22 protein-coding genes are annotated in these 21,798 nt (G+C 50.4%); 6 read left to right on the top strand and 16 right to left on the bottom strand.

Going from position 1 to position 21,798, the window contains the following annotated elements:
- Positions 1-74: 74 nt before the first annotated feature.
- The 3 genes from ypfJ to IE055_RS17960 all read right to left on the bottom strand — a co-directional run bounded on the left by ypfJ (position 75) and on the right by IE055_RS17960 (position 1,655).
- Entirely contained in the window at positions 75-923 is an 849-nt protein-coding gene (ypfJ, locus tag IE055_RS09435) for a KPN_02809 family neutral zinc metallopeptidase (protein ID WP_189400106.1), read from the bottom strand.
- A gap of 80 nt (positions 924-1,003) precedes the next feature.
- A complete protein-coding gene (locus IE055_RS09430) occupies positions 1,004-1,531 on the bottom strand; it encodes a hypothetical protein (protein WP_189400104.1) in 528 nt (175 codons plus the stop codon).
- Positions 1,521-1,655: a hypothetical protein gene (locus IE055_RS17960; RefSeq protein WP_268244535.1), complete on the bottom strand. Its 135-nt coding sequence runs from the start codon at positions 1,653-1,655 to the stop codon at positions 1,521-1,523. The genes IE055_RS09430 and IE055_RS17960 overlap by 11 nt, the downstream gene beginning before the upstream one ends.
- A gap of 137 nt (positions 1,656-1,792) precedes the next feature.
- Here IE055_RS17960 and IE055_RS09425 point away from each other — a divergent pair, with 137 nt between their 5' ends.
- Both IE055_RS09425 and IE055_RS09420 read left to right on the top strand, forming a co-directional pair.
- The gene (locus tag IE055_RS09425; RefSeq protein ID WP_189400102.1) at positions 1,793-3,283 is read left to right on the top strand and encodes a helicase HerA-like domain-containing protein; all 1,491 of its coding nucleotides are present in this window, start codon (positions 1,793-1,795) and stop codon (positions 3,281-3,283) included.
- 192 nt (positions 3,284-3,475) lie between these two features.
- Positions 3,476-3,955, top strand: a complete 480-nt coding sequence (locus IE055_RS09420) for a c-type cytochrome (protein WP_229794218.1) — start codon at positions 3,476-3,478, stop codon at positions 3,953-3,955.
- An 83-nt stretch (positions 3,956-4,038) separates the two neighbouring features.
- Here the strand turns inward: IE055_RS09420 and IE055_RS09415 are convergent, their stop codons facing one another.
- From IE055_RS09415 to gspH, 6 genes are read right to left on the bottom strand one after another with little or no spacing between them, the layout of a single operon-like run.
- Complete coding sequence (locus tag IE055_RS09415) at positions 4,039-4,536, bottom strand: type II secretion system protein M (RefSeq protein WP_189400100.1); 498 nt, start codon at positions 4,534-4,536, stop codon at positions 4,039-4,041.
- An 8-nt stretch (positions 4,537-4,544) separates the two neighbouring features.
- Positions 4,545-5,714 carry a type II secretion system protein GspL gene (gene gspL, locus IE055_RS09410; RefSeq protein WP_189400098.1) on the bottom strand — a complete coding sequence of 390 codons (1,170 nt, stop codon included), beginning with the start codon at positions 5,712-5,714 and terminating at the stop codon, positions 4,545-4,547.
- Complete coding sequence (gspK, locus tag IE055_RS09405) at positions 5,692-6,879, bottom strand: type II secretion system minor pseudopilin GspK (protein WP_189400096.1); 1,188 nt, start codon at positions 6,877-6,879, stop codon at positions 5,692-5,694. Before gspK ends, gspL begins: the two co-directional genes overlap by 23 nt.
- Positions 6,879-7,556, bottom strand: a complete 678-nt coding sequence (gspJ, locus tag IE055_RS09400) for a type II secretion system minor pseudopilin GspJ (RefSeq protein WP_189400094.1) — start codon at positions 7,554-7,556, stop codon at positions 6,879-6,881. The genes gspK and gspJ overlap by 1 nt, the downstream gene beginning before the upstream one ends.
- A gap of 1 nt (position 7,557) precedes the next feature.
- Positions 7,558-7,947, bottom strand: a complete 390-nt coding sequence (gspI, locus tag IE055_RS09395) for a type II secretion system minor pseudopilin GspI (protein ID WP_189400092.1) — start codon at positions 7,945-7,947, stop codon at positions 7,558-7,560.
- A gap of 7 nt (positions 7,948-7,954) precedes the next feature.
- Positions 7,955-8,476, bottom strand: coding sequence for a type II secretion system minor pseudopilin GspH (gene gspH, locus IE055_RS09390; protein WP_189400090.1), 522 nt, complete (start codon positions 8,474-8,476; stop codon positions 7,955-7,957).
- Between the two features lie 193 nt (positions 8,477-8,669).
- Between gspH and IE055_RS09385 the strand changes: the two genes are divergently transcribed.
- Genes IE055_RS09385 through IE055_RS09375 form a run of 3 tightly spaced genes read left to right on the top strand, consistent with a single transcriptional unit; the run spans position 8,670 to position 9,912 of the window.
- Positions 8,670-9,053 (top strand): DUF6249 domain-containing protein, encoded by a 384-nt coding sequence (locus IE055_RS09385; protein ID WP_189400088.1) that lies wholly within the window; start codon positions 8,670-8,672, stop codon positions 9,051-9,053.
- 3 nt (positions 9,054-9,056) lie between these two features.
- A complete protein-coding gene (locus IE055_RS09380) occupies positions 9,057-9,590 on the top strand; it encodes an RNA polymerase sigma factor (RefSeq protein ID WP_189400086.1) in 534 nt (177 codons plus the stop codon).
- Positions 9,583-9,912: a hypothetical protein gene (locus tag IE055_RS09375; protein ID WP_189400084.1), complete on the top strand. Its 330-nt coding sequence runs from the start codon at positions 9,583-9,585 to the stop codon at positions 9,910-9,912. The genes IE055_RS09380 and IE055_RS09375 overlap by 8 nt, the downstream gene beginning before the upstream one ends.
- A 16-nt stretch (positions 9,913-9,928) precedes the next feature.
- On the opposite strand, the gene IE055_RS09370 is transcribed toward IE055_RS09375, so the two are convergent.
- The 4 genes from IE055_RS09370 to pyk all read right to left on the bottom strand — a co-directional run bounded on the left by IE055_RS09370 (position 9,929) and on the right by pyk (position 16,724).
- Positions 9,929-11,959, bottom strand: coding sequence for an acyltransferase family protein (locus tag IE055_RS09370; RefSeq protein ID WP_189400082.1), 2,031 nt, complete (start codon positions 11,957-11,959; stop codon positions 9,929-9,931).
- 136 nt (positions 11,960-12,095) lie between these two features.
- Positions 12,096-13,640 (bottom strand): glutamine-hydrolyzing GMP synthase, encoded by a 1,545-nt coding sequence (gene guaA / locus IE055_RS09365; RefSeq protein ID WP_189400081.1) that lies wholly within the window; start codon positions 13,638-13,640, stop codon positions 12,096-12,098.
- A gap of 14 nt (positions 13,641-13,654) precedes the next feature.
- The gene (gene guaB / locus IE055_RS09360) at positions 13,655-15,112 is read right to left on the bottom strand and encodes an IMP dehydrogenase (RefSeq protein WP_189400079.1); all 1,458 of its coding nucleotides are present in this window, start codon (positions 15,110-15,112) and stop codon (positions 13,655-13,657) included.
- Between the two features lie 154 nt (positions 15,113-15,266).
- Positions 15,267-16,724 carry a pyruvate kinase gene (pyk, locus tag IE055_RS09355; protein ID WP_189400077.1) on the bottom strand — a complete coding sequence of 486 codons (1,458 nt, stop codon included), beginning with the start codon at positions 16,722-16,724 and terminating at the stop codon, positions 15,267-15,269.
- 272 nt (positions 16,725-16,996) lie between these two features.
- Here pyk and sodB point away from each other — a divergent pair, with 272 nt between their 5' ends.
- Positions 16,997-17,581 carry a superoxide dismutase [Fe] gene (gene sodB / locus IE055_RS09350; protein ID WP_189400075.1) on the top strand — a complete coding sequence of 195 codons (585 nt, stop codon included), beginning with the start codon at positions 16,997-16,999 and terminating at the stop codon, positions 17,579-17,581.
- 66 nt (positions 17,582-17,647) lie between these two features.
- Here the strand turns inward: sodB and IE055_RS09345 are convergent, their stop codons facing one another.
- From IE055_RS09345 to IE055_RS09335, 3 genes are read right to left on the bottom strand one after another with little or no spacing between them, the layout of a single operon-like run.
- Positions 17,648-19,141 carry a coiled-coil domain-containing protein gene (locus IE055_RS09345; RefSeq protein WP_189400073.1) on the bottom strand — a complete coding sequence of 498 codons (1,494 nt, stop codon included), beginning with the start codon at positions 19,139-19,141 and terminating at the stop codon, positions 17,648-17,650.
- Between the two features lies 1 nt (position 19,142).
- Complete coding sequence (locus tag IE055_RS09340; protein WP_189400071.1) at positions 19,143-20,051, bottom strand: DUF6384 family protein; 909 nt, start codon at positions 20,049-20,051, stop codon at positions 19,143-19,145.
- Between the two features lie 27 nt (positions 20,052-20,078).
- Complete coding sequence (locus IE055_RS09335) at positions 20,079-21,251, bottom strand: cell surface protein (RefSeq protein ID WP_189400069.1); 1,173 nt, start codon at positions 21,249-21,251, stop codon at positions 20,079-20,081.
- Positions 21,252-21,798: the final 547 nt, after the last annotated feature.

The following is a 21,798-nucleotide window of genomic DNA, read 5'->3' as shown; positions in this document are numbered from 1 at the left end:
ATAGGGCCGCATTCGTGCGGCCCATGGAATTTCAATATTAGCAGATCTCAAGCTCCAAATCGCAACGCATCAGCTTAACCAAAGGTGTTGCACGCTTGGATATCGCCCGTTTGCATGCCACGCTGGAACCACTCCATGCGTTCTTGCGAGCTGCCATGGGTGAAGTTTTCACGCCTGGGTGCTCGCCCCGCTTGCTTCAATAACCGGTCATCGCCAACCGCGGCCGCCGCCGCCAAGCCCTCTTCAATATCGCCTGGCTCCAGTAGCGCTGCCCGTTTCTCAGTGTGATTGGTCCAAATCCCGGCATAACAGTCGGCCTGCAATTCCAACCTAACCGACAAAGCATTCGCCTCTGCGCGTGATGCCCGTGACTGCAATTGTCTGACTTGGGTGGCGGTACCAGTTAGATTTTGAATATGATGACCAACCTCATGCGCAATCACGTACGCAAAAGCAAAATCACCAGGCGCGCCCATACGACGCAACTCATTTAGGAAGCTCAAATCGATGTAAATCTGGTAATCACCCGGACAGTAAAATGGCCCAGATGCAGCGGACCCAACGCCACAGGCAGACTGCACTTGATCCTGGTACAGCACCAGTTTCGGCGGTTGATATCGCTGACCGGCCTGGGCAAACACAGCCGCCCAGGTGTCTTCCGTCTCTGCCAACACCACCGACACGAATTGCTTAGCCTCGTCGTTTTGCGCTGGCGTCGAGCTCTGTTGCGGGGTACTTGCGGTTTGTGTCCCGGGGTTCCCGACAAATAAGGATAAGATTTTTTGCACGTCTTCTCCAAAAAATAAGCCCGCGAGAATCAGGATAATCATGGCGCCGCCGCCTACCCCCTTCTTACTGCGTACCAACCCCCTTCCGCGTCGATCTTCTACATTGCCACTTTGTCGTCTTCCACGCCACCGCATCGCTATTGCCTCATAGTTTGGTGTCTAATTTTAGTTGCAGTCTACCGCCAAGCACAGGGACGCCGCAATAGCGGCCCTTGTCACTCCACACCACGCAGTTTCAGCGCCACCTCATCCAGCATGCGCGCCAACGCCTGACGCCCAACCTTGTCGGTTTGCAATTCTTCTTTTTGTTTTTCAAGCCTTGATGTCAACTCTGCCTGGGTGCTAGCAGTTTGTTCCAATAAGTCATTATGACTTTCTTCTAGCGATAAACGAACTTCGGCTAAGTCTTGGTGCGCCTGGTCTTCCATCTTGCCAATGGCCTCATTCAAGCTAACTTCAGCCTGCGCAATTTTATCTTGTAGCGACTTAAACTCCTGATCACGACGCTGATGCTCCGCACTAATGCGCTGTGTCAAGGCGTCAATGGTGTCAGTGATTGTCTGATCGAGTTTGGTCATCTTTGCGAACAGACGCTGTTTTAAAGCCTCAAAATCCGCTTCCAGCCGCGCTTCCAAGACGTCAAATCGCTGGTCCACGCCGATTCCGCCGTCGGTTGACGGCTCCGAGTCGTGAGCACCTAACTCATTAAAGTCAACATCAAGCTGTTTATCCTCATTTGACATACGCAGTGTTTACCTCGCTATCTCCGCGAACGGCGGTCACATCATCCGACGCCGCTTGTTCCAGACTATAGCGCAGCCGAACCTTAAATGAGAAATGAATCCAACGCTGACCGATCAATTTCATTGGGTTTTGACACCTTAGTCTTTACCAATGCCCGCAATCCCGATAAGGTGCTCTCCTCGAAACCCGTTCCGCTATTCACGCACACGCACAGAGGCGGTAAACTGGCTTAACTAATTCAACACGCGCGTTATTTTCTGATGTCTGACAACATAAATCTTCTAATCGGCGGCAATGGTGAACAAACCGTTTTCATGGACGCCAGCATGGCGAATCGACACGGCATGGTGGCGGGCGCTACCGGCACGGGTAAAACCGTGACCCTGCAGATTCTGGCTGAAAATTTCTCCAAGGCCGGTGTGCCAGTTTTCCTCGCTGACGTAAAAGGCGATGTGTCTGGGGTTGGAAAAGCGGCTAAGCCACACCCAAAAATCGATGAGCGGATCAACACCATCGGCATCGAAGGCTATGAAATGCAGGGTAACCCGGTGGTTTTTTGGGACCTGTTTGGTGAACACGGGCACCCAATTCGAACCACAGTAAGTGAAATCGGACCACTGCTTTTGTCCAATCTACTGGAGCTCAATGAAACTCAGACCGGCATTCTCTATTCCTGTTTCAGAATTGCCGATGATGAGGGCATGCTGATCCTGGATCTAAAAGATCTGCGCGCAATGTTGATTTGGATGGGCGAAAACCGTGCCCAACTCAAGTCGGAGTACGGTAATATTTCAACTGCCAGCATCGGCGCCATTCAACGTGGCCTACTGGTGCTAGAGGAACAGGGAGCGGAATTTTTATTAGGCGAGCCGGCGATTGAACTACGCGACCTGATGAGCCGGGACTTTTCTGGGCGCGGTGTGATCAATATTCTGCACGCCAGCACACTGATCCAAAAATCACCGAAGCTCTACGCCACGTTTTTGTTGTGGCTACTTTCGGAGTTATACGAGTCACTACCCGAAGTCGGGGACGCAGCCAAGCCGAAATTTGTGATGTTTTTTGACGAAGCACACCTGCTATTTGACGATGCGCCGAAAGTTTTAATCGATAAAATTGAACAGGTCGTGCGCTTGATTCGCTCCAAAGGCGTTGGCATTTACTTTATCTCGCAAAGTCCATTGGATGTACCTGAAGAGATTCTGGGCCAGCTTGGATTAAAAATACAACACGCGCTGCGTGCGTTCACGCCTAAAGACAAGAAGGCGGTGAGAACGGTGGCTGAAACATTCCGACCCAATCCGAAAATCGACACGGGCGCCGTGATCACGGAGCTCGGGGTCGGTGAAGCATTGGTTAGCACACTGGACGCCGACGGTGTGCCAACGGAGGTTCAGCAAATACTAATCCGTCCACCGGAATCACGCATCGGGCCGATGAATAAAACCGAACGGGCCGAGCAAATTGAGCGTTCGCCGTACCGGGGTCGCTATGATCAAGCCGTGGATCGGGAATCAGCGTATGAAATGCTGGCTAAACGCGCTGCAGAGAATCTAGCACGCGAGGCGGAGCTTGAACGCCGAGAGGAATTAGAACAAGCGCAATCGCGCAGTTCACGCAGTAGCAGCCGACGATCACGACGCCAAACACCTACCGAAGCTTTTGTAAGCAGTGCAGCGCGCGCGATTGGCTCACGTTTAGGTCAGCGTATCGTGCGCGGCGTTTTAGGCTCATTGTTCAAAGGGCGATAGGTCTTTTCAAGAGCTGAATGTACGTCAAAAGTGTTTTTCCAACTCAGCAGATAAGCTATAATCGCCCCCGTTTTTATCCGGCGGACGCTGTGCATCCGTCGTTTTAACCAGAGACACAGTGCGCTCGCGGACCGGTACAGCGAGCACTCTACAATGCGACGTAAATCAGCCAACTAAAAATAGGAAGCACAAATGAGTGAATCACAAATGAACGATTCAACGTTCTCACGTTTATTTATCATCATGATACTCGCGATGACCGCGCTGACTATTCTGTTAGTCGTTCTCGCCAGCTTCGCTTCCAGCGATGTGAATGCACGCCTCGACGAACAGTATGAGCTGGAAAACACACAGTCCGTTGCTGAGCGTATCGCCCCAGTTGGGACCTTTTCGGCGGACTCCGTATCCGCCCCTATTGCGGTTGCGACAGCACCGAAAACCGCTGAACAAGTGTATGCTAGCTGTGCCGCCTGTCACGATAGCGGCACCTTGGAAGCGCCCATTGTCGGCGACGTTGCAGGTTGGGCGCCGCGCATCGCGAAAGGCATTGAAACTCTTTACAATAATGCAATTAACGGCATCAACAATATGCCGGCTAAGGGCGGCAACGGCGCGCTGTCTGACGACGAAGTGAAAGCCGCAGTTGATTACATGGTCAGTAAATCCAAGTAATAAAACCCGTATTAACAACATAAAAAAGCCCGCATTTAGCGGGCTTTTTTATTATTTGCCGAAACGAATTTGATTAAACACGGTTAGCGCACGAAAGTGACTCGAATCTCTGCGGTATTTGGCTTGTCTTCGACCCGCTCGGCCGTAATTTGCTTGATATCCACACCATACTGTTTGAACAAGCTGTCGATCCAAGTAATCCATAAGTTAAAATTAACGTCCTCCAGCACAACACGCACCTCTGCGCCGTTGGCAGACGGAGTGAGTTGCTGAATTGACTGGCTGATTTTCTGTCGATTGGCGGTTTGCTCAATCACCGAAATCAACGATTGATTCGCGCCGCGGATCTGCGGCTTTGATGCCGTCGCACCGCCTGCTGCCAACATATCACTTTGTTGGCGCATCCACACTAAGTTACTTCGCAATGCTTGAACGGAGTTCTCCATATAGTCAATCGCGTGGTGCCAAGGCCGCCATATCGCCATGTAAAACACGATCAAAAATGCCAGCATACCGCCGATACCTAGCGTAATACGCTCACGCTCTTGGAGTCCGAGCCAGTATTTTTTTAATTTATCCATATCATGCCCTAGCCTTGTCGAATACTGTAACTGGCGATCACTTTCCCGTCTTCCGACGCTGAGGACTGCAGTGTAGAACTAATTGATTTTCGAGCGTTTAATTGCGTATTGATCAAATCTACTTGAGAGAAACTATTCAATAAGCAGGTCACAATCAACTCCTCATTGCGATACACAATGCTGGTTAGCGTCACCTTATTACGTGCTAGTACCGCAGCGACCTCCGCCAAGGCGGAGTGAACGCTTTTCTTACTGGCAGGGCTTTGACGTTGCTGGATCGCTCGCTCAATCAGCGATCGCTCCGACCCAGCGGGTACGTCACCAAGCTCAGGAAACGTACTCTTTATGACATTTTGCGCTTCTCGCTGAATTGCCGCTATCTCACTGTGCAATGAAACATAGCGGTAGGTGTCATACCCCAACTTTAACAGAATCGCCCCAACCACCAAAATCACTGGGATCAACATTGCGCCTTTTCTTCGTCGCCGTACACGTGGCTGGTACTTATCGCCCCACAGGTCGACGGTTGCTTGCCACGGGTATTCCAACCAGTGCGCCATCTTGTGGCCAAATGGCCAGTGACGAAAATCTCGGTCTGGATGCTCTGCAATCAATGCCTCGGTCAGTGACTCGTCATTCACCGCAATCGTGGTGGTAACAGGCATATCGAGCAACCACACGTCCAACAGATCACGATCTAGACTAATGCCGTAGCCATTTCGATTGTGTGCGATCACTTGTTCACCCTTGAGGGCAAGTGAGCAATCAGCCGCTTCATGAAAGGGTACCATTGCATGACTCGGCACCAGCTGCTGCACCGGCAATTGATTCTCGGTTGCCTGCGCCTGCCATTCACGCATTTTCTGTTTAGACACTGTATAGACATTACACGCTTCTCCCGGCTTCCAGACTGGGTACACGAAATGCACGTTCTCGACGTCTTCCGAGATCGCTTCTTCTAAAGCATACGGTAATGCGGTGGCGAATTGTTTGCGGGTTTTGGCCGGTAATGTCACACGATGCATGGTCACCGCCTCGGACGGCACGATCCCAACCACCTCATCGTCGTCCCCTATCGGGTACTCATTGAGGCCATCGACTTCACCGAACGCTTCTACCTTCAATCCGTTGACCCGAACCCATTCAAAAGGGGGTTCAAGATTTAGAAATATCTTCATCGCTGTTATTTGTTGTCGTACTTTGGTCTTCGCAAAGCGTATTATGTTGGCGACTCAGCACACTCACCTTAGGTGTTTTTGCAGACTCTTGCGTGGCACTCTCTCGCAACACCACGGTTTGCATGCAATACACATAATCACCCAAAGTGACCTTGCTATTGATTTGAAAAAACTGGCTGTTTACCTGCATCATGGTGTTGCTTGCAGGCTGGGCTCCAAGCACAGAAACTCGAATAATAGCAGTTTTAGCGTCCTCAAGTTGCGGCGGCTGAAAACCTTGAAACCCAGGTTGTTCACGCTGTGCAAGAAAGGCAGTCACGGAGCCCATATCGGTTACTGGAGCACTGCTTAAACTGGCCAGCACCTCGGGTGTGGTGGTGTTGATATTGATGGCCGCATTATCCACTGGCAAGACCGTCACATAGGGTGCCAGCGCGTTGATAATGTCTTCAGTGTAACCGTCCACAAAACGTAATTCACCGAGCGAGGTCAACTTTTGATCTGCCGCGTAGTACGGTACGGTTCTACTTGCATAGGTGCCACTCTCGACCCCATTCGGGGAAATCGCATCGTTTTCATCAAGCCAGTCTATTAATGCGCCGACTAGCTGGTCTCGTTCATCAAATTCACCTATTTCGAGCACTTCTAATAAGTTCAAATAGATGCGCTTTTGTTGTTGCACCAACGTTTTATCCGCCGCCGCAAGGTTATTTAAATTGTAACGACCTTGCAGGTCATCAATACTGTACTCAATACCATCTATGCCAAAATCGAGTACGACTTTTTCTTCTTCCTCTTCTTCTCGGCTGCTGCGAGTATCCAGTGAAAAGCTGTCGTCTTCGCCCTCTTCGGGAACCGGCTCGGGGCGTCCAAACTTGGCCCACTTCTCGCCAAGGTGATCCACTGTGCGGTTTTGATCTTCGTGCAGCACACGCTCAGCCCATGCAGTGACGCCTTGCGCGTAGTGAAAACCCTGATCGGATATTTTCTGGTTACCGAGGCGACGTACCAAGATGTGTTGATCTTCGATCATCAGGGCCAGCAAGGTCACCATTAGCACCACTGCCGCGACCACAACCACCAGCACCACTCCGGCCTGTTTACTGCGGAACGCAAACCGGGGTTGATGGCGAAGACCGAATCGCGAACGATTATTGATATTCATTAATCTCCATCCTGGTCCTGAGGTCGAGCTTGGCCTTGCGGCTGACCCTGGCTATTGGTGCTGGCAGCCACGGCGGCAAGATTGTCTCCGCTCAGCATCGTAAACAAGCGCTCGTACTCAGCTTTGTTCTCCAAGGTAATAGTGACTTTGATCATGTCGGGTAAGCGCGTCTTTTCCTTCCAACGCTTACTGGTGCTGTCGCGCCCATCTTCCACTTTACTCAGTTCGAACTCCACGTCACGAACGCCATCGAGTAATTTCTGCTTGAATACCCGAGTATCACCATCGGGGTCCATGACCGGCGATTGTAGACGATACAGCGCTTTCTCTTCCAATACCCAGCGTACCCGGCGCGGCACGTTCAAACCAGCAAGATTTAGATCCGGATACATCGCAGTGAGGTCGATCAGACTGTCCTCGCCAACTAACAGGGTCGCGTCACCAAACTCGCCGTACTCATCTTTGCCTAGTCGATTGGCGGCAAACCGCAGGTCTTTCGACATAAACAGGAAGGTCTTTTGCAATTGCTCGATCTGTTCATGCTTTGCAAGTACCCGGTCGCGAATATCGATAAACTGAATCAAGGCGGGAAACACAATGGCCCCGATCACGGCAAAGATCGCCACCGACACCATCACTTCGATCAACGTAAATCCGGATCTGCGCTGCGCCCGCATCTTAGTTGCTCTCCGTAATCGCAGTGGTTACTTGTGCATACAATCCCCGGTCCACATCTTCGTCATCACGCACCTCAACGGTGAGCATAAACACGCGCTCGATCTCAGTTTTTTCAATCTTGGCGCGCGTACGCCAACGCATACCGCCCATTTTAACGCGATCATTTTTATTCCCAGTACGGACTTTACTGGTTTTCGCCTCGTATTGAATTTCGGCCACTTTGTTGCTGGCCACCCAGCCAGCCATAGCCCGTTTTTCCAATTCACTTAGATTCATCACATGCTGCGATGTCACCTCAATGACGGTGGCGATACCCAGCGATACGAAGATCAGCGCAATCATGACCTCGAGCAATGTGAACCCAGACTCACGGTGTGTCATCGTTCTCATCGCGTGATCACCGAAATCCCAGCTGCGCTTTCTCTTGACGCTCGAGCATGCCTTCGTCGTTCACGCGCACAATGTAGTCTGTGTTATCGCCGCTCAAGCGTAACTCAAACGGCGTTAACTCGCCCAATGAGGTGATATAAACCTTAGGCGCCACATTCGAATCTTCTTCCAGAATTTCGAGTACCGTCCATTCAATTTCAACTTCGTCGCCAATGGAGCGCGCGCGGAACAAGTCATCACCGACACTTGCCGGTGCCCCACTGCGTGTGGATTCAAAGGAATAGGTGTGCGACTTTTCATCCATATTCAACAAATAACCCGTACCTGCGATGACCGCCTCATCACGCACCTCATTAATCACCGCCATGAAGCGATCCGCTTCTAAACGCGCGGTCCGATCCGTCGAACGTCCAAAACTCAAGGCAACCGAAACCGAGACCACAGCGATGATCATCACGACCACCATGATCTCAATGAGCGTAAATCCTGACTGGCGTCGAAGTAATTGTGGTTGGGTGTTGTGATTCAATGGCCTAAGCGCTGTCCCTGACGACGCAATGGTTTGCAGAGTATTTGGCGGAATCTTAGCATTCTGGGGCCGTTGCCAACACTCTCTAAACCCTTATTAATTTAGCCACCCAAAAAAAAATCAGAAACAGGCAACGTTTTGCGAATAACTGAGGTATAGCATATAACAACTAACCAACTTTAAAGGTATCTCCATGGAATACTTTCCATTTGTCATCGCAATACTCGGTTTACTGTTTCCGCTGGTACTGTTACCCATTATTTTTGGCTTTGAGAGTCGCAGCGAGGCCCGCTTTCACGACACGCTAAAGAGCATGATCGAGAGCGGTCAGACATTGGACGAACAAACTCTGAGTGGCATACCGGGCTACAAGAAGAAAGGCCCGCGCAACGACGTGCGCTCCGGTTTGATCACCACCGGCACCGGACTGGGTATTGCGTTGCTAGGCAAAGTGGCACTTGGATCAGTTATTTTTGGTGCAGGCTTACTGGTACTTTGTATTGGCGCATCAATTGCGGCATATGGGCTATTTGGTAAGCATTTGAGTGCCGCTGCGACCCGTTCTGACCAGGCCTAGTTGATGCTTTCTGACGACACACTGGTTGCTCGCACACTCAGTGAGGGCAACCACCATTTTGGGGCACTGGTTAAACGCTATGCGGATTACTTGTTCGGATATGGGCTCCGATTAACGGGCGGCAATGCGAGTCTGGCTGAAGACCTCTCGCAACAAACATTCTTACGTGCGTTCAAATATCTGCCAAGCTACGACAAACAGCACCGTCTACGACACCAAAATAACGAATATCGATTCCGTAATTGGCTCACCGGAATTGCCACAAATTGTTTTCGTGACTTAATCGGCATCGAGCAGCGCTATCAGCCGCTAGCGCACGCAGCAGAGCCTATCTTTGATCCAAGCTACCGCGACTCGCATGCATTCTTCTCGCTGATTAAACCTTTGGGGGCAGAAGACCGTGTGCTGTTTGTTCTGCGCTACGTATACGAATTCAGCATAGACGAAATCAGCGAGCACACCGGTGTAAATTCCGGTACGGTGAAATCCCGCTTAAGCCGTGCCATGCGCAAACTACGAGACACTCATCATGACTGACATCGAATCCATTTTGGCAAACGAACGCACACAACGCCACGCGCATACCAATTCAGACTTGTTGGCATTCGCTGTACTCAGCGAAATAAGCTACGCAAATGCCAGTGCCAGATCCAGTTACCGCCTAAGGATGTTTGTAATAACCTCGATCGCTGCGGTCATGCTGGTATTGCAGGCTTTGCTACTAAGTCAATTCGACTTCACCGGTGCGATGACCCAGGCAACGCAATTCTTAATCGAGTTTCCATATGCAATCACCGCGGTTAACCTAGCTCTCGTGACGACGATATTACTTGTTCGGCGTTATCGTTGGTTTGGGTGAGCACCGTGAATGCAGGTTACTGAATCCAACCTCGTTCACGAAGTGTAAAGTCGACCATCTGTGCCACGAGAGCGGCGCCCAAGTAGGACAAATGTCGACCGCCGTTGTAGAGCGGTCCATAGTCCTGTTTTACATCCAGACAACGATTTTGCTCGAGATCACACAGCGCCGCTACCGGGTCCACAACCAAAACCGAATCGCTATCAAATTCGGGATACCGAAGTGCGTCCTGGCGCAGGAGTGCGGCCGGATCGGTGTTGTTATACACAGCCGGAAAGTCCATGTTTTGCACATACTGAAGGTTTTCAGCCAACCATTTCCCCCCATCCAAGGTTGGCTTTGGAATGGTTCGTATCAACACCACTTTGTGCCCCAAACTGGTCAACCAGCGGATGTGTTCAAAATAGGATGACCAAGCGACCGATGAATCGAGCTGCCGCCCCTGCCGACGCCGCTTTCGTGCATCCTCGAGCGGACTTTCGGTACGTTGTTTGGGAACTCGAAATTGGCCTTCATTGACGGAAATGACGAAGATTTTAGGCGAACCTAAACCTAAAATGAGTGCTTTGCGCTGCTCGTTAACCAATGGACACTCAGCAAAATTCCCAAACCAAAGATGCTCGGACACAAAGGGACATTGCTCATAAGTGAGTGAAATAAACCCCAGCCCCAAAGTATCAATAAATGCTCGCTCATAGTGACCGACAAAACTATCACCCAAGTAAACAACCCGCTCATCGCCAAATCGGCATGCTTGCTCTGGTATTCGCATATTGCATCGGTCGGTGACCGTACCATTTCTCAACCTAGCGCCCACCTGACCCGTCGGATGAACCAGAGCGCGATACTCTTCAACGTTAAACCCTTGAATGATCAGTTGTTCACTCTTGGTGTATCGAGACCAGACCCCGTCTGTGTATTTGATGTAACACATCAATGCCGACACCATCGCAACCGCAACAAGCATCACCCACCACATGGTCCGAGAGCGAATTTGTTGGCGACTTCGAAACGGTGTTTCGATTACAAAATACGAGAGTATCGACAGAATAAAGGTAAGTGCAATCCACAGCAGTTTATCCAACCTACTTGGGTCACCATCGGCGAGACGAGAAAATGCAAATATTGGAAAATGCCATAGGTACGCAGAATAACTAATTAGTCCGATACCGACTAACATCTTATTACCCAATGTCCGTCCGATTGGTTCTCCGGCTGAGGCGAATCCAATAACCATGGCCACACCGGTAACCGGAACCAATGTGTAGATTCCAGGGTGCGGCGTCGCACCGTCAAAACTCACAATGCTGAAACCAATTAAACTCAACCCGACAGCAGTCATCACACTACGCGTTAAGGCATTAATCGAGAAGCGATAAAACACATCACTAAATGCCAACAGAGCACCGACCGCCAACTCCCAAAAACGACTAAACGGAAGATAAAAATTCAGGTCCGCGTTATTTGGCCCTGTCAGCTCAGCGAAACATAAGCTTGCCAAACTCAAAAACACGAATGCGCCAAGTAGATATCGCTTACCAAACCTGAACAGAGCCACAGCGAGCAAGGGGAATAACACGTAGAACTGCTCTTCAATTCCTAAGCTCCAGGTATGCAGCAAGGGCTTCAACAACGAACTATCTGCACCATATTCGGTCGTATTAAAAAAAAAGTAGATGTTCGAGGTGAAGAACAAAGAGGCCAACACACTGTCAGCGTAATCAACTATGTCAGCAGGTAGTAATCGAAGCCAAGCAAATGGAATCGAGACGAGAATCACCGCAAGCAGCATGGGCATGATCCGTCGTGCCCGCCGTTCGTAAAAGTTTAACCAACTGAACGATCCTTTTTCGCACAACTCCGCAAAAATAATACGGGAAATAAGGTAGCCACTGATGACGAAGAAAATATCAACGCCGACGTATCCACCTGTAAACCAGTCGCGAGACCAGACCGGGAGTTGAGCGTGATACAAAATCACGCTGACGACCGCTATGGCTCTAAGGCCATCTATTTCAGCTCGATATGCTAGTTTGTGACCGTTCACATAGAGCCTCGCGTCGTTCGTACCACCCGTGGGATCAGTGAAGATCCTCGATAGTATTGATTAAACCAAGTTCGTACGATTCATCGGGTAAGCGACCAGTACGCAGATTAAGCTATCTTACTGGCTTAAAAACCACCTACTCCCACTCGATCGTGGCCGGTGGTTTCCCTGAGATGTCGTAGGTCACGCGGCTGATGCCACGGACTTCATTGATAATTCGGCTGGAGATATTCGCCAAAATATCGTAAGGAATTGGGGCCCAAGTCGCAGTCATAAAGTCCACGGTTTGCACCGCGCGTAACGCGATCACATAATCATATGAGCGGTTATCACCGACGACGCCAACCGACTTCACCGGCAAGAACACCGCGAAAGCCTGACTGGTTTTTTCGTACCAGCCGGTGGCGTACAGTTCAGCCATAAAAATCGCATCCGCTTCTCGCAGCACGTCGGCATATTCCTTCTTCACTTCACCCAAAATGCGCACACCCAAGCCAGGCCCAGGGAATGGATGGCGATGAATCATTTTTGCTGGCAACCCTAATTCCAAACCGATACGACGCACTTCGTCCTTGAACAATTCTCGCAGTGGCTCCAGCAACTTGAGTTCCATGCCTTCCGGTAAGCCGCCAACGTTATGATGGGACTTAATTACCTGAGCTTTGCCAGTTTTAGAAGCCGCAGATTCGATCACATCGGGATAAATTGTGCCTTGAGCGAGCCACTTGGCATTGTCGATTTTTTTCGATTCTTCCTCGAAGATTTCAACGAAAACGCGGCCGATGATTTTGCGCTTTGCTTCAGGGTCGTTTACCCCAGCCAGCTCTGACAGAAAACGGTCTTCGGCGTCCACTCGAATAACGCGAACGCCCATGTTCTCAGCAAAGGTTTCCATAACTTGGTCGCCTTCGTTTTTGCGCAACAAGCCGTTGTCTACGAAAATACAGGTCAACTGATCACCAATCGCTTCGTGCAGCAATGCAGCCACAACCGAAGAATCCACACCACCCGATAAACCCAGTATGACGTGGTCGTCGCCAACTTGGGCGCGCGCGGACTCGATACAATCTTGAATTATGTTACTGGCTGACCAGTCGCGCCCACAATCGCAAATCTGATGCACGAAACGACTCAGAATTTGCTCGCCAAACTCACTGTGCGTGACCTCAGGGTGGAATTGTACGCCGTAGAAACGGCGCGACTCATCCGCGATTGCGCACAACGGCGCATTATTCGACTTTCCGATCACCGTGAACCCTTCAGGTAATTCGGTCACTTTATCACCATGACTCATCCACACGCTCTGGCGCGTTTCAACGATCAGGCTATTCGCTTCGCAAACATCCACTTCAGCGTGTCCAAATTCACGCTTGTCTGAGGTCGATACCTCACCACCGAGCATCGCGGCCATGCATTGAAGACCATAGCAGATGCCCAGCACAGGAATACCGAGATCGAAGACTTCTTTAGGTGGTCGTGGCGTATGTTCTTCAGTCACTGTAGACGGACCACCTGACAAAATCAGACCTTTAGGCGCGAAGTCTCGGATCGCGCTGATGGGGTTGTCATACGCCCATATTTCGCAATACACACCCAATTCGCGAATGCGTCGTGCAATCAGCTGAGTGTACTGTGAACCGAAATCGAGAATAAGGATTTTGTCGTTGTGAATGTCAGTCATGACGGAAATACGGTTTAACTCCGGTAATTAGGCGCTTCTTTGGTGATGGTAACGTCGTGCACATGCGACTCTGCGACACCGGCATTGGTAATCTGTACAAATTCACAGTTGCTGCGCATTGCACTCATGGTTGCGTTGCCCGTGTACCCCATACTGGAACGCAGGCCACCCATCAATTGATGGATGATGTGGATAGCCGGCCCCTTGTACGGGACGCGACCTTCAATTCCTTCCGGCACCAGTTTCTGCACCTCAGATTCATCGGATTGGAAATAGCGGTCTTTAGATCCTTGCTCCATGGCACCGATCGACCCCATGCCACGGTAGGACTTGTACGACCGACCCTGATACAACTCAATCTCACCCGGCGCTTCGTCAGTGCCAGCCAACAAACCACCGACCATGACACAACTGGCGCCAGCAGCAATGGCCTTGGCAACATCGCCCGAAAAACGCAGACCACCGTCAGCAATTAATGGAATGTTTTTGCCCTTCAACGCCTGAGCAACATCATAGACCGCCGTGATTTGCGGGACCCCAACACCGGCCACCATACGCGTGGTACAAATTGAGCCTGGGCCAATGCCGACTTTCACCGCGTCCGCTCCAGCAGCAACCAAATCCAGCGCTGCTGCCGCGGTCGCGATATTACCTCCGACAACTTGAATCTCGGGGTACTGTTGTTTAATTCTTCGAACCGTCTCAATAACCCCAGCTGAGTGACCATGAGCAGTATCCACCACAATGACATCAACGCCGGCCTGAGCCAGTAATTGTACGCGTGTCTCCGTATCGGCACCGGTGCCAACCGCCGCACCAACACGCAAATTACCATTATTATCTTTAGATGCGTTCGGGTGGTCGGTCGACTTTTGAATATCCTTGACCGTCACCAATCCCTTGAGGTGAAAAGCGTCATCAACCACGAGCACTTTTTCAATACGGTGCGCGTGTAACAAGCCTTGAATTTCGTCTTTACTCGCGCCTTCTTTCACCGTCACCAACTTGTCACGAGGCGTCATAGCCGTTGACACGGGTTCGTCATACCGCGTCTCAAACCGAAGATCTCGACTGGTGACAATGCCCACAAGATTATCGCCATCGACGACGGGCACACCGGATATCTTGTGTTTACGCGTCAGAGCAATTACTTCACCGATGCTGGTGGCCGGTGAAACTTTAATGGGATCATTGATGACACCACTTTCAAATTTTTTGACCTTGGAGACATTGCGTGCTTGCAGCTCCGGACTCATATTTTTATGGACAATACTCAATCCGCCTTCTTGCGCTAGGCAAATGGCCATACGGGCTTCGGTAACGGTGTCCATTGCCGCCGATAAAAGGGGAATACCGAGTCGAATAGATTGGGTAAGCTGAGTTGACAGGTCAACATCCCTGGGCAGCACATCGGATTTTGCCGGCACCAGCAGGACGTCATCAAAGGTGAGAGCTTGTTTGATATTTTCCATCGCGGGATTATACGTAACTCCGCACTAGATTCAATACGCCGAGCTCACGGTTTCACGGTTTTTTTTAACCTAACGTGGCGCAAACCAAAAGGAATACACCACACCACGCCCCGTCAGCCGATCACCAGCGACGGGGTAGCAACAGAGACGAGTTTTATGGGACTTGCAAGATTTTCAACGTGTTGGTGTGACCGTCAACACCAACCACATCACCATAGGTAATCGCCACATAGTCACCCGACTCGAGGTCCACGGCCTTACGCACGTACTGGATAACGTCTTCTAAACGAGTTGTGTTCTCAGACTCACGCGGTAAATGGGCCGGGCGCACGCCCTTGTACAGAGCGACACGGTTCAACGTATCCTGACGCGGCGAAATCGCGACCAATGGCAAATGTGTTTTAATGCGTGACATCCATAACGCGGTGCTACCGGACTCGGTCAAACATACGATCGCCTTAACAGCTTTAAAGTGGTTTGCTAGATACATCGACGCCATGGCGATGGATTCATCCACATACTGAAACTCTATTTCAACTCGGTGCTTAGACACCTGCGTTAACGCGTGTTTCTCGGTAGCAGTGATGACGTCGTACATCGTTTTAATAACTTCAACTGGAAACTCACCGACAGCGGTTTCCGCCGACAACATCACCGCATCCGCGTAATCAAATACCGCATTCGCCACATCGGACACCTCCGCGCGCGTTGGCACGGGACTATCGATCATACTTTCCATCATCTGCGTGGCGACGATAACGGGCTTATTCAGCGTGCGTGACCGCGCGATAATTTGCTTTTGATACGAAGTAACCGCCTCAAACCCAACTTCTACCGCCAAATCACCACGCGCGACCATCACACCGTCGCAGCTGTTAATCATGTCGTCGATGATGGCCTCAGAGGCAACCACCTCAGCTCGTTCTAGTTTGGCGATGAGTTTGGAACTGCATCCCAAAGCATCTAACTTTTCTCGTGCATCCAGCATGTCCTGCGCACACGCAGGGAAAGACACGCAGATGTATTCCAGGTCCTGCTGCGCAGCGAATGCCATGTCGTGCATATCTTTGGGTGTCAACGCATCCTCAGCTAGACCACCACCTTTCAAATTCAAGCCTTTGCGTGACGAGAGCTTACTCCCCGCGATGACTTTGGTTCGTATCGCGTTCCCATCCACCGACTGCACTTCCAGCTGCACTCGACCATCATCCAACATCAGCACACGCCCGGGATCGCAGCTCTCTGCCAAGGTATTACACACATAGCTCACACCCTGTGGACTCCCAGCATCATCCGGAATATCGGAATCAAGTAGCAACTCCTGTCCCTCGTGTAACGGAAACGAATCACCTTGAATCGCGCCAATACGAATTTTGGGGCCCTGCAAGTCACCCAGTATGGCTACGTTTTGACCGAGCTCGGTCGCAGCGGCACGGATGTTCGCGATGGATTTACCATGTGACTCGTGTGAGCCATGAGAAAAATTGATCCGAAACACACTGCAGCCATTCAGGATTAACTTTTCCAGCACAGCGACCTCTGATGAGGAAGGGCCGATGGTTGCAATAATTTTAGTTCGGTTGAGGTTCTTAATTTTGTAATTATCTTTCATTGTGAACCAAGTATGTGTTCATTCATTGTCGCCTTAAGCGAATTACCGCACCACAAGAATTAATTGTGATGCTTACCGCTAACTATAATGTAAGTATATTACATTTTATCGATGCTGTATGGCACGCCGTATATAAATTATACAGCGCAGAGATTTGAGCATATGTTTATCTCGCCGTGATTGTCGCTGTGATACACTCGCGACACTTGTTTATGGTCAAACTATCGCCATATAAAAACCTTGTTTTTTGACGATTATTTTAGGAGTGTTAAATGTCATTTGAATTACCAGCCCTACCTTATTCGCGCGACGCGCTTGCACCACGCATCTCTGCGGAAACCATTGACTATCATTATGGCAAGCACCATCAAGCGTATGTAAATAACTTAAATGGCTTGATTGAAGGCACTGACCATGCGGACAAGTCGTTGGAGGAAATTATTCGCAGTAGCGAAGGCGGCTTATTTAACAACGCCGCACAAGTCTGGAACCACACGTTCTACTGGAACAGCTTGAGCCCCAACGGCGGCGGCGAACCAAGTGGTGAACTCGGCGATGCAATCAATGCCAAGTTCGGCTCGTTTGCTGAGTTCAAAGACAAATTCACAGCCAGTGCTGGGGGTAACTTTGGATCCGGCTGGACTTGGCTGGTGAAAAATGCTGACGGCTCACTGGAAATCGTGAACACGAGCAATGCAGACACACCAATCACTGACCCAAGCGTCACACCACTATTAACCGTGGATGTTTGGGAGCACGCTTACTATGTGGATTACCGCAATGCCCGCCCAGAGTATCTGAAAAACTTCTGGGAATTGGTCAACTGGGAATTTGCAGCGAGCAACTTTGGCGGCTAGCAACCCGATGCGTAAAGCAAAAAGCCGACTCGAACGGGTCGGCTTTTTTTATGCAATTTTCGATCGTCAAAAACCACCACCGGTAGTAAATCCGCCGCCATCACCACTTCCGCCCCCTCTGGAAGGAAAGTTAAATCCGCCACCACCACGACGTGGTTTTGGCCAGTGCCACGTGGACCGAGAGCGACGAGAACGCCGGCTTCCACGCAGCAACTCATCGGACAAAATATCGCCAATCTGCCCTAAGCCGCCACTGCCAAAATCGGGCGAGGCGCCAATATCTCGATAGCGTTGATGACGTTGTATGACACGCCAGACATCAGAACCTGAGACCAGCCCCTGAATGAACTGGCCTAACACGGTTGCAATCAGCGCTTCATTGTCAAACCCTGAACGAACATCATCGAAGCGTGAATTTTTGAAGTCACGCCGAACCTTCTCGAGTTCCTTGAGCTTGTCTAGGCGGCGCTCATGCATCGCGCGCACATCTTCCAGGTCACTTTTCAACTCAGACAGTTGACGATCCACACGGTGAATTTCATCCAATCGCACATCATCGACAGATGAGCTGGTTTCGCGAACGTAACTGTTAACCGACGCCAAGTCTGCTTGCTCCATCGCATCACGTAGTGTCGCGAAACAACGCTGCATGTATTCATCTGCGCCGGTAACAAACGCATCACGCTGCGAGATCAGTGCATTTAAGTCACTTTCCAGCGTTTCGATTTCATCATCTTGTTCATCGACCGACGTACGCAACGCTTGCAATTGCACTTCAACCTGTTCTGCTCCAGCGGCGTCTAGATGCTGCTTTTCGATCGCCTGGACCGCCTCAAACTCAATCTCCGCAGCTTCTTTCACACCATTTGCATGCGCCAACAGACGTTCAGGGATCGCAGTTAGATTCCAATAATCCACGCGCGCCGGTTCGAAGCCAATCAAACGCGCAACCCAAGAATCCATAAATCGAGCAAACAAATTTGCCGAGTAGTCTGGGGTACCGAAATGACGCTCCCAAAGATACATAAAAAGCTTATCAGCCTGATACGGTTCGGCTTTTTCGGCCATATCGGTGCGTGCCTGCGCCACTTTGTGCGCCGCTTGTTGGGCAATCGACTCAGCTTGACGAGCCTGTGACAACTGCGCCTGGTAAACGGAATCACCCTGCAACTCAGATTGAACAGCCGCCTCAATGTCCGCCAAAGCTTGCGACTTCTTATTCACTGCCTCGAGCAAATCATGACGGCGTGATTCGGCAGCTTGCACCGCCTGGTGGCACTGGGAAACACGAGCATCAATGTCGGTGATGGCCAGGTCTCGCTGTGACAAGATATCCAATGCTTGTTGATCCGCGCTGCGAAAATTTGCCTTTATCTCACCAACATCCAGAGCTGACAGCCTGACCTCCGCAATGTCATTCAGCAACTGAACACGCTGGCGCTGCAACCCACCCTGTCGATGCGTTAGCTGTTTGAGTTCATTGTCAAGTCGCACCACATCGTTGCGGATGGATTGCAAGCTCTCATCAATCGAGCTCAGTGCTCTGGGACCCGTCCACATATTACCACTCCGTGATGGTTGCGCCGCTGGTCGCAATTCGGTACTCAGGCTCCAGAACCCCGACCGGTTTACGCCCCACAATATTATTTTGAATGATACCGTCGTCTTTTTTGTCCGCGGCAACGGCCATGAATGTTGCCTCGTCGACCCGCAGCCCCCAGACTTTAGTGCGCTTAGCCTGATTGTTTTCTTGATTAAAAATCAGCAGTTCCACCGGCTGCTTGTCAGTGCCAATCGCTTCCACAATCAAATAGTAATTACGCCCTTTGGCGTTATTCGGCGGTCGACGCCAGATTCCAGAGTTTTGATTCTGTCGCGCCACAACTCGGATGTCATAGCTGCGCTTCAACTTCGCTTCCAGATCTTGGAGATTCGACAAGATCGACTGCGCGATGTCGGTATTACCTGAGTCAATCGCTCGCATTGCATTGCTGGCCAGCGTCTGCGCATCAGAAGCCACCGTCGAGTCTTTTGCTGTTTGATTGATCTCAGTGACAACCCGCTCAATCTGAGTTGGCAAGCCGACCAGCATCTTGCGCTCTGGCAACACGTCGGTCACGAAATAAACGCTGTAGAACACCGCGCCAACCACAGCTAGAAACCCTACCGGCTTACCCCAGCGACCACGACTGATCCAAATATGCGCCAGTTTGGTTCGCCAACTACTGGGAACTGGTTCATATTTAAAGCGCTCTTCTTCGAGCGCGGCAATCCCCTCCTGCAACACATGATCCGGCACCTCAATTCCTTGCGCGGCATACATAGTACGCAACCGCTCAAGTAATCGTTCGCGCCGCGATTCAACATCAAGTTCTCGGTCAACCAAGGTCTGTTGGTGGCGCAGATTGTCCACCACGTCCATGGCCACCATAATGTCCTCCAATGGTGCCGCGGCGTGCTTTTCAGCCATAATCAAATAACCTATGTCGGCGATAAATTAAAATTTGTGTGCCAGTGGTAATGAGCCACCACGCTGAATTATTTTCGCCATGCGCTGCTTGCCATCCTCAACCGAATCTCGAATTTCTTCCGCATTCTTGGTCGAAAGAACACGCATCTCATCAATGATCTCACGTGAGCGTTCCTGAAAATTAACGACCGAATCAACCAGTTTTTTAACAGCGTCGGCGCGAATTGTTGGTCCATACCCGGCACGAACGGCGGCTTCCTGCACTTTACCGCCGATATCTGCCAAGTCTTCTAGACTCTTGGAAACGCCCTCTTTCATGGCTTCTAAGGTCTGAGTGCTCTCATGCAGACCAAACAGACCGGTAAACGATGCCGTTAACGCGGTCAGTACTGATTCATTGGTACCGAAGAACGTGATGGCTTGCTTATAAACACGTTGTTTGGCGCTATTGGTCTGCATGAGACGTGCCATAATGACTTCAGACGTGTTGTAGCTCACGGTTAGATTATCAGAAATATCTTTAGCGACCTGATAGCGATCTTCCGCATCCTGAAAGTCACGCATACGTTCATCACGCGCCAATTCAAGTTTGGCTCGCTCAGTCATATCGTCTCCAGCGTAATTTTCAACCGTGGTATTCGCCTGTTCCAATGCGCCCTTAGCTGTGTTCCATATTGCTTCAGCTTGCTTCAGTACATCCAGCGCGAAGATTTCGGACTGCTTAATCGCGCCGCGAAAGTCCTGGTAGGCCTCAAGGATGATCTGTTCACGCTCGATCTGCTCACGTGAATCTTCGGCGACTTCCAAATACGTTTCTTTAATGTCGTCAAAACGTGACGCAATGTCGCCGCGGGTCACTTTCATCCAGACATTATTGATGCGCTCAAACGTATCCACCTTGCCATCTTCCAGCTGATCCACCATCCGTTTCGCATCGCCGCGAATCGAATTAAATGACTCAGTAATGTTTTCGTAGCGCTCACCGACGCGCATTTCAGATACTTGCTCACGCACGATCTCGTTAAACACTGACGCTTGAGTTAGCGTGCGTGCGATAGCCACCACCTTAGCCTCATCAATATCTGTCAACCTTTGTAGCAGCGCGACCACAGGGGCTTCGTCGACCTTCTCCGGCATCAGTCCGAGATCTCGAACTTGAGAAAGTGCTTTGTCTAAGTAGTGAAAGGTTGATTCACCCATGATATCTCTCCAATGTGTAAGAAGGTTAGGTCTTGGTATCCCTGCACGCTGCTGCGAGCGGCCCAAATGTGGTTATGCTAGAGGTGTTTAAATTAACGATCCCCAGACAGCAATTTATCGAACATGTCACAAAACTTCAATCGCCATCTAGAGACTATCCGCAAGAATCACGACTGGCCCTGAGTTGACAATGATACCGATGACTCGGTTCATTAACTCGCACATTTGATACGCGATTATACTTGCCAGCAAACCGGCTTTGTGTATAGTCAGCCAGCGGTGGTGCAAGGCAGTTCAGTTATCCACAAAAACTGTGGATAACTTTGTGAACAACCTTGGACTGGCGCACGTAGTATCACAGATAAGCGCAATTGATTAAATTTTAATCAATTGAAATAAATGATATATTTCAATATGTTACAAAACCTTTGTGATCAAAACTGCGAGATAAGTTCATTAATCTGCAATAATTGGGCGTGATTTTAACAACTGTGTACAACTCACCTAAGCAGTGGATAACACCCGTTTCCAGATATTAACCTGACCG

Source organism: Arenicella chitinivorans, assembly GCF_014651515.1.
GTDB lineage: Bacteria > Pseudomonadota > Gammaproteobacteria > Arenicellales > Arenicellaceae > Arenicella > Arenicella chitinivorans.
The sequence above is the reverse complement of the archived record's forward strand: the minus strand, read 5'-3'. Positions and strand labels throughout refer to the sequence as shown.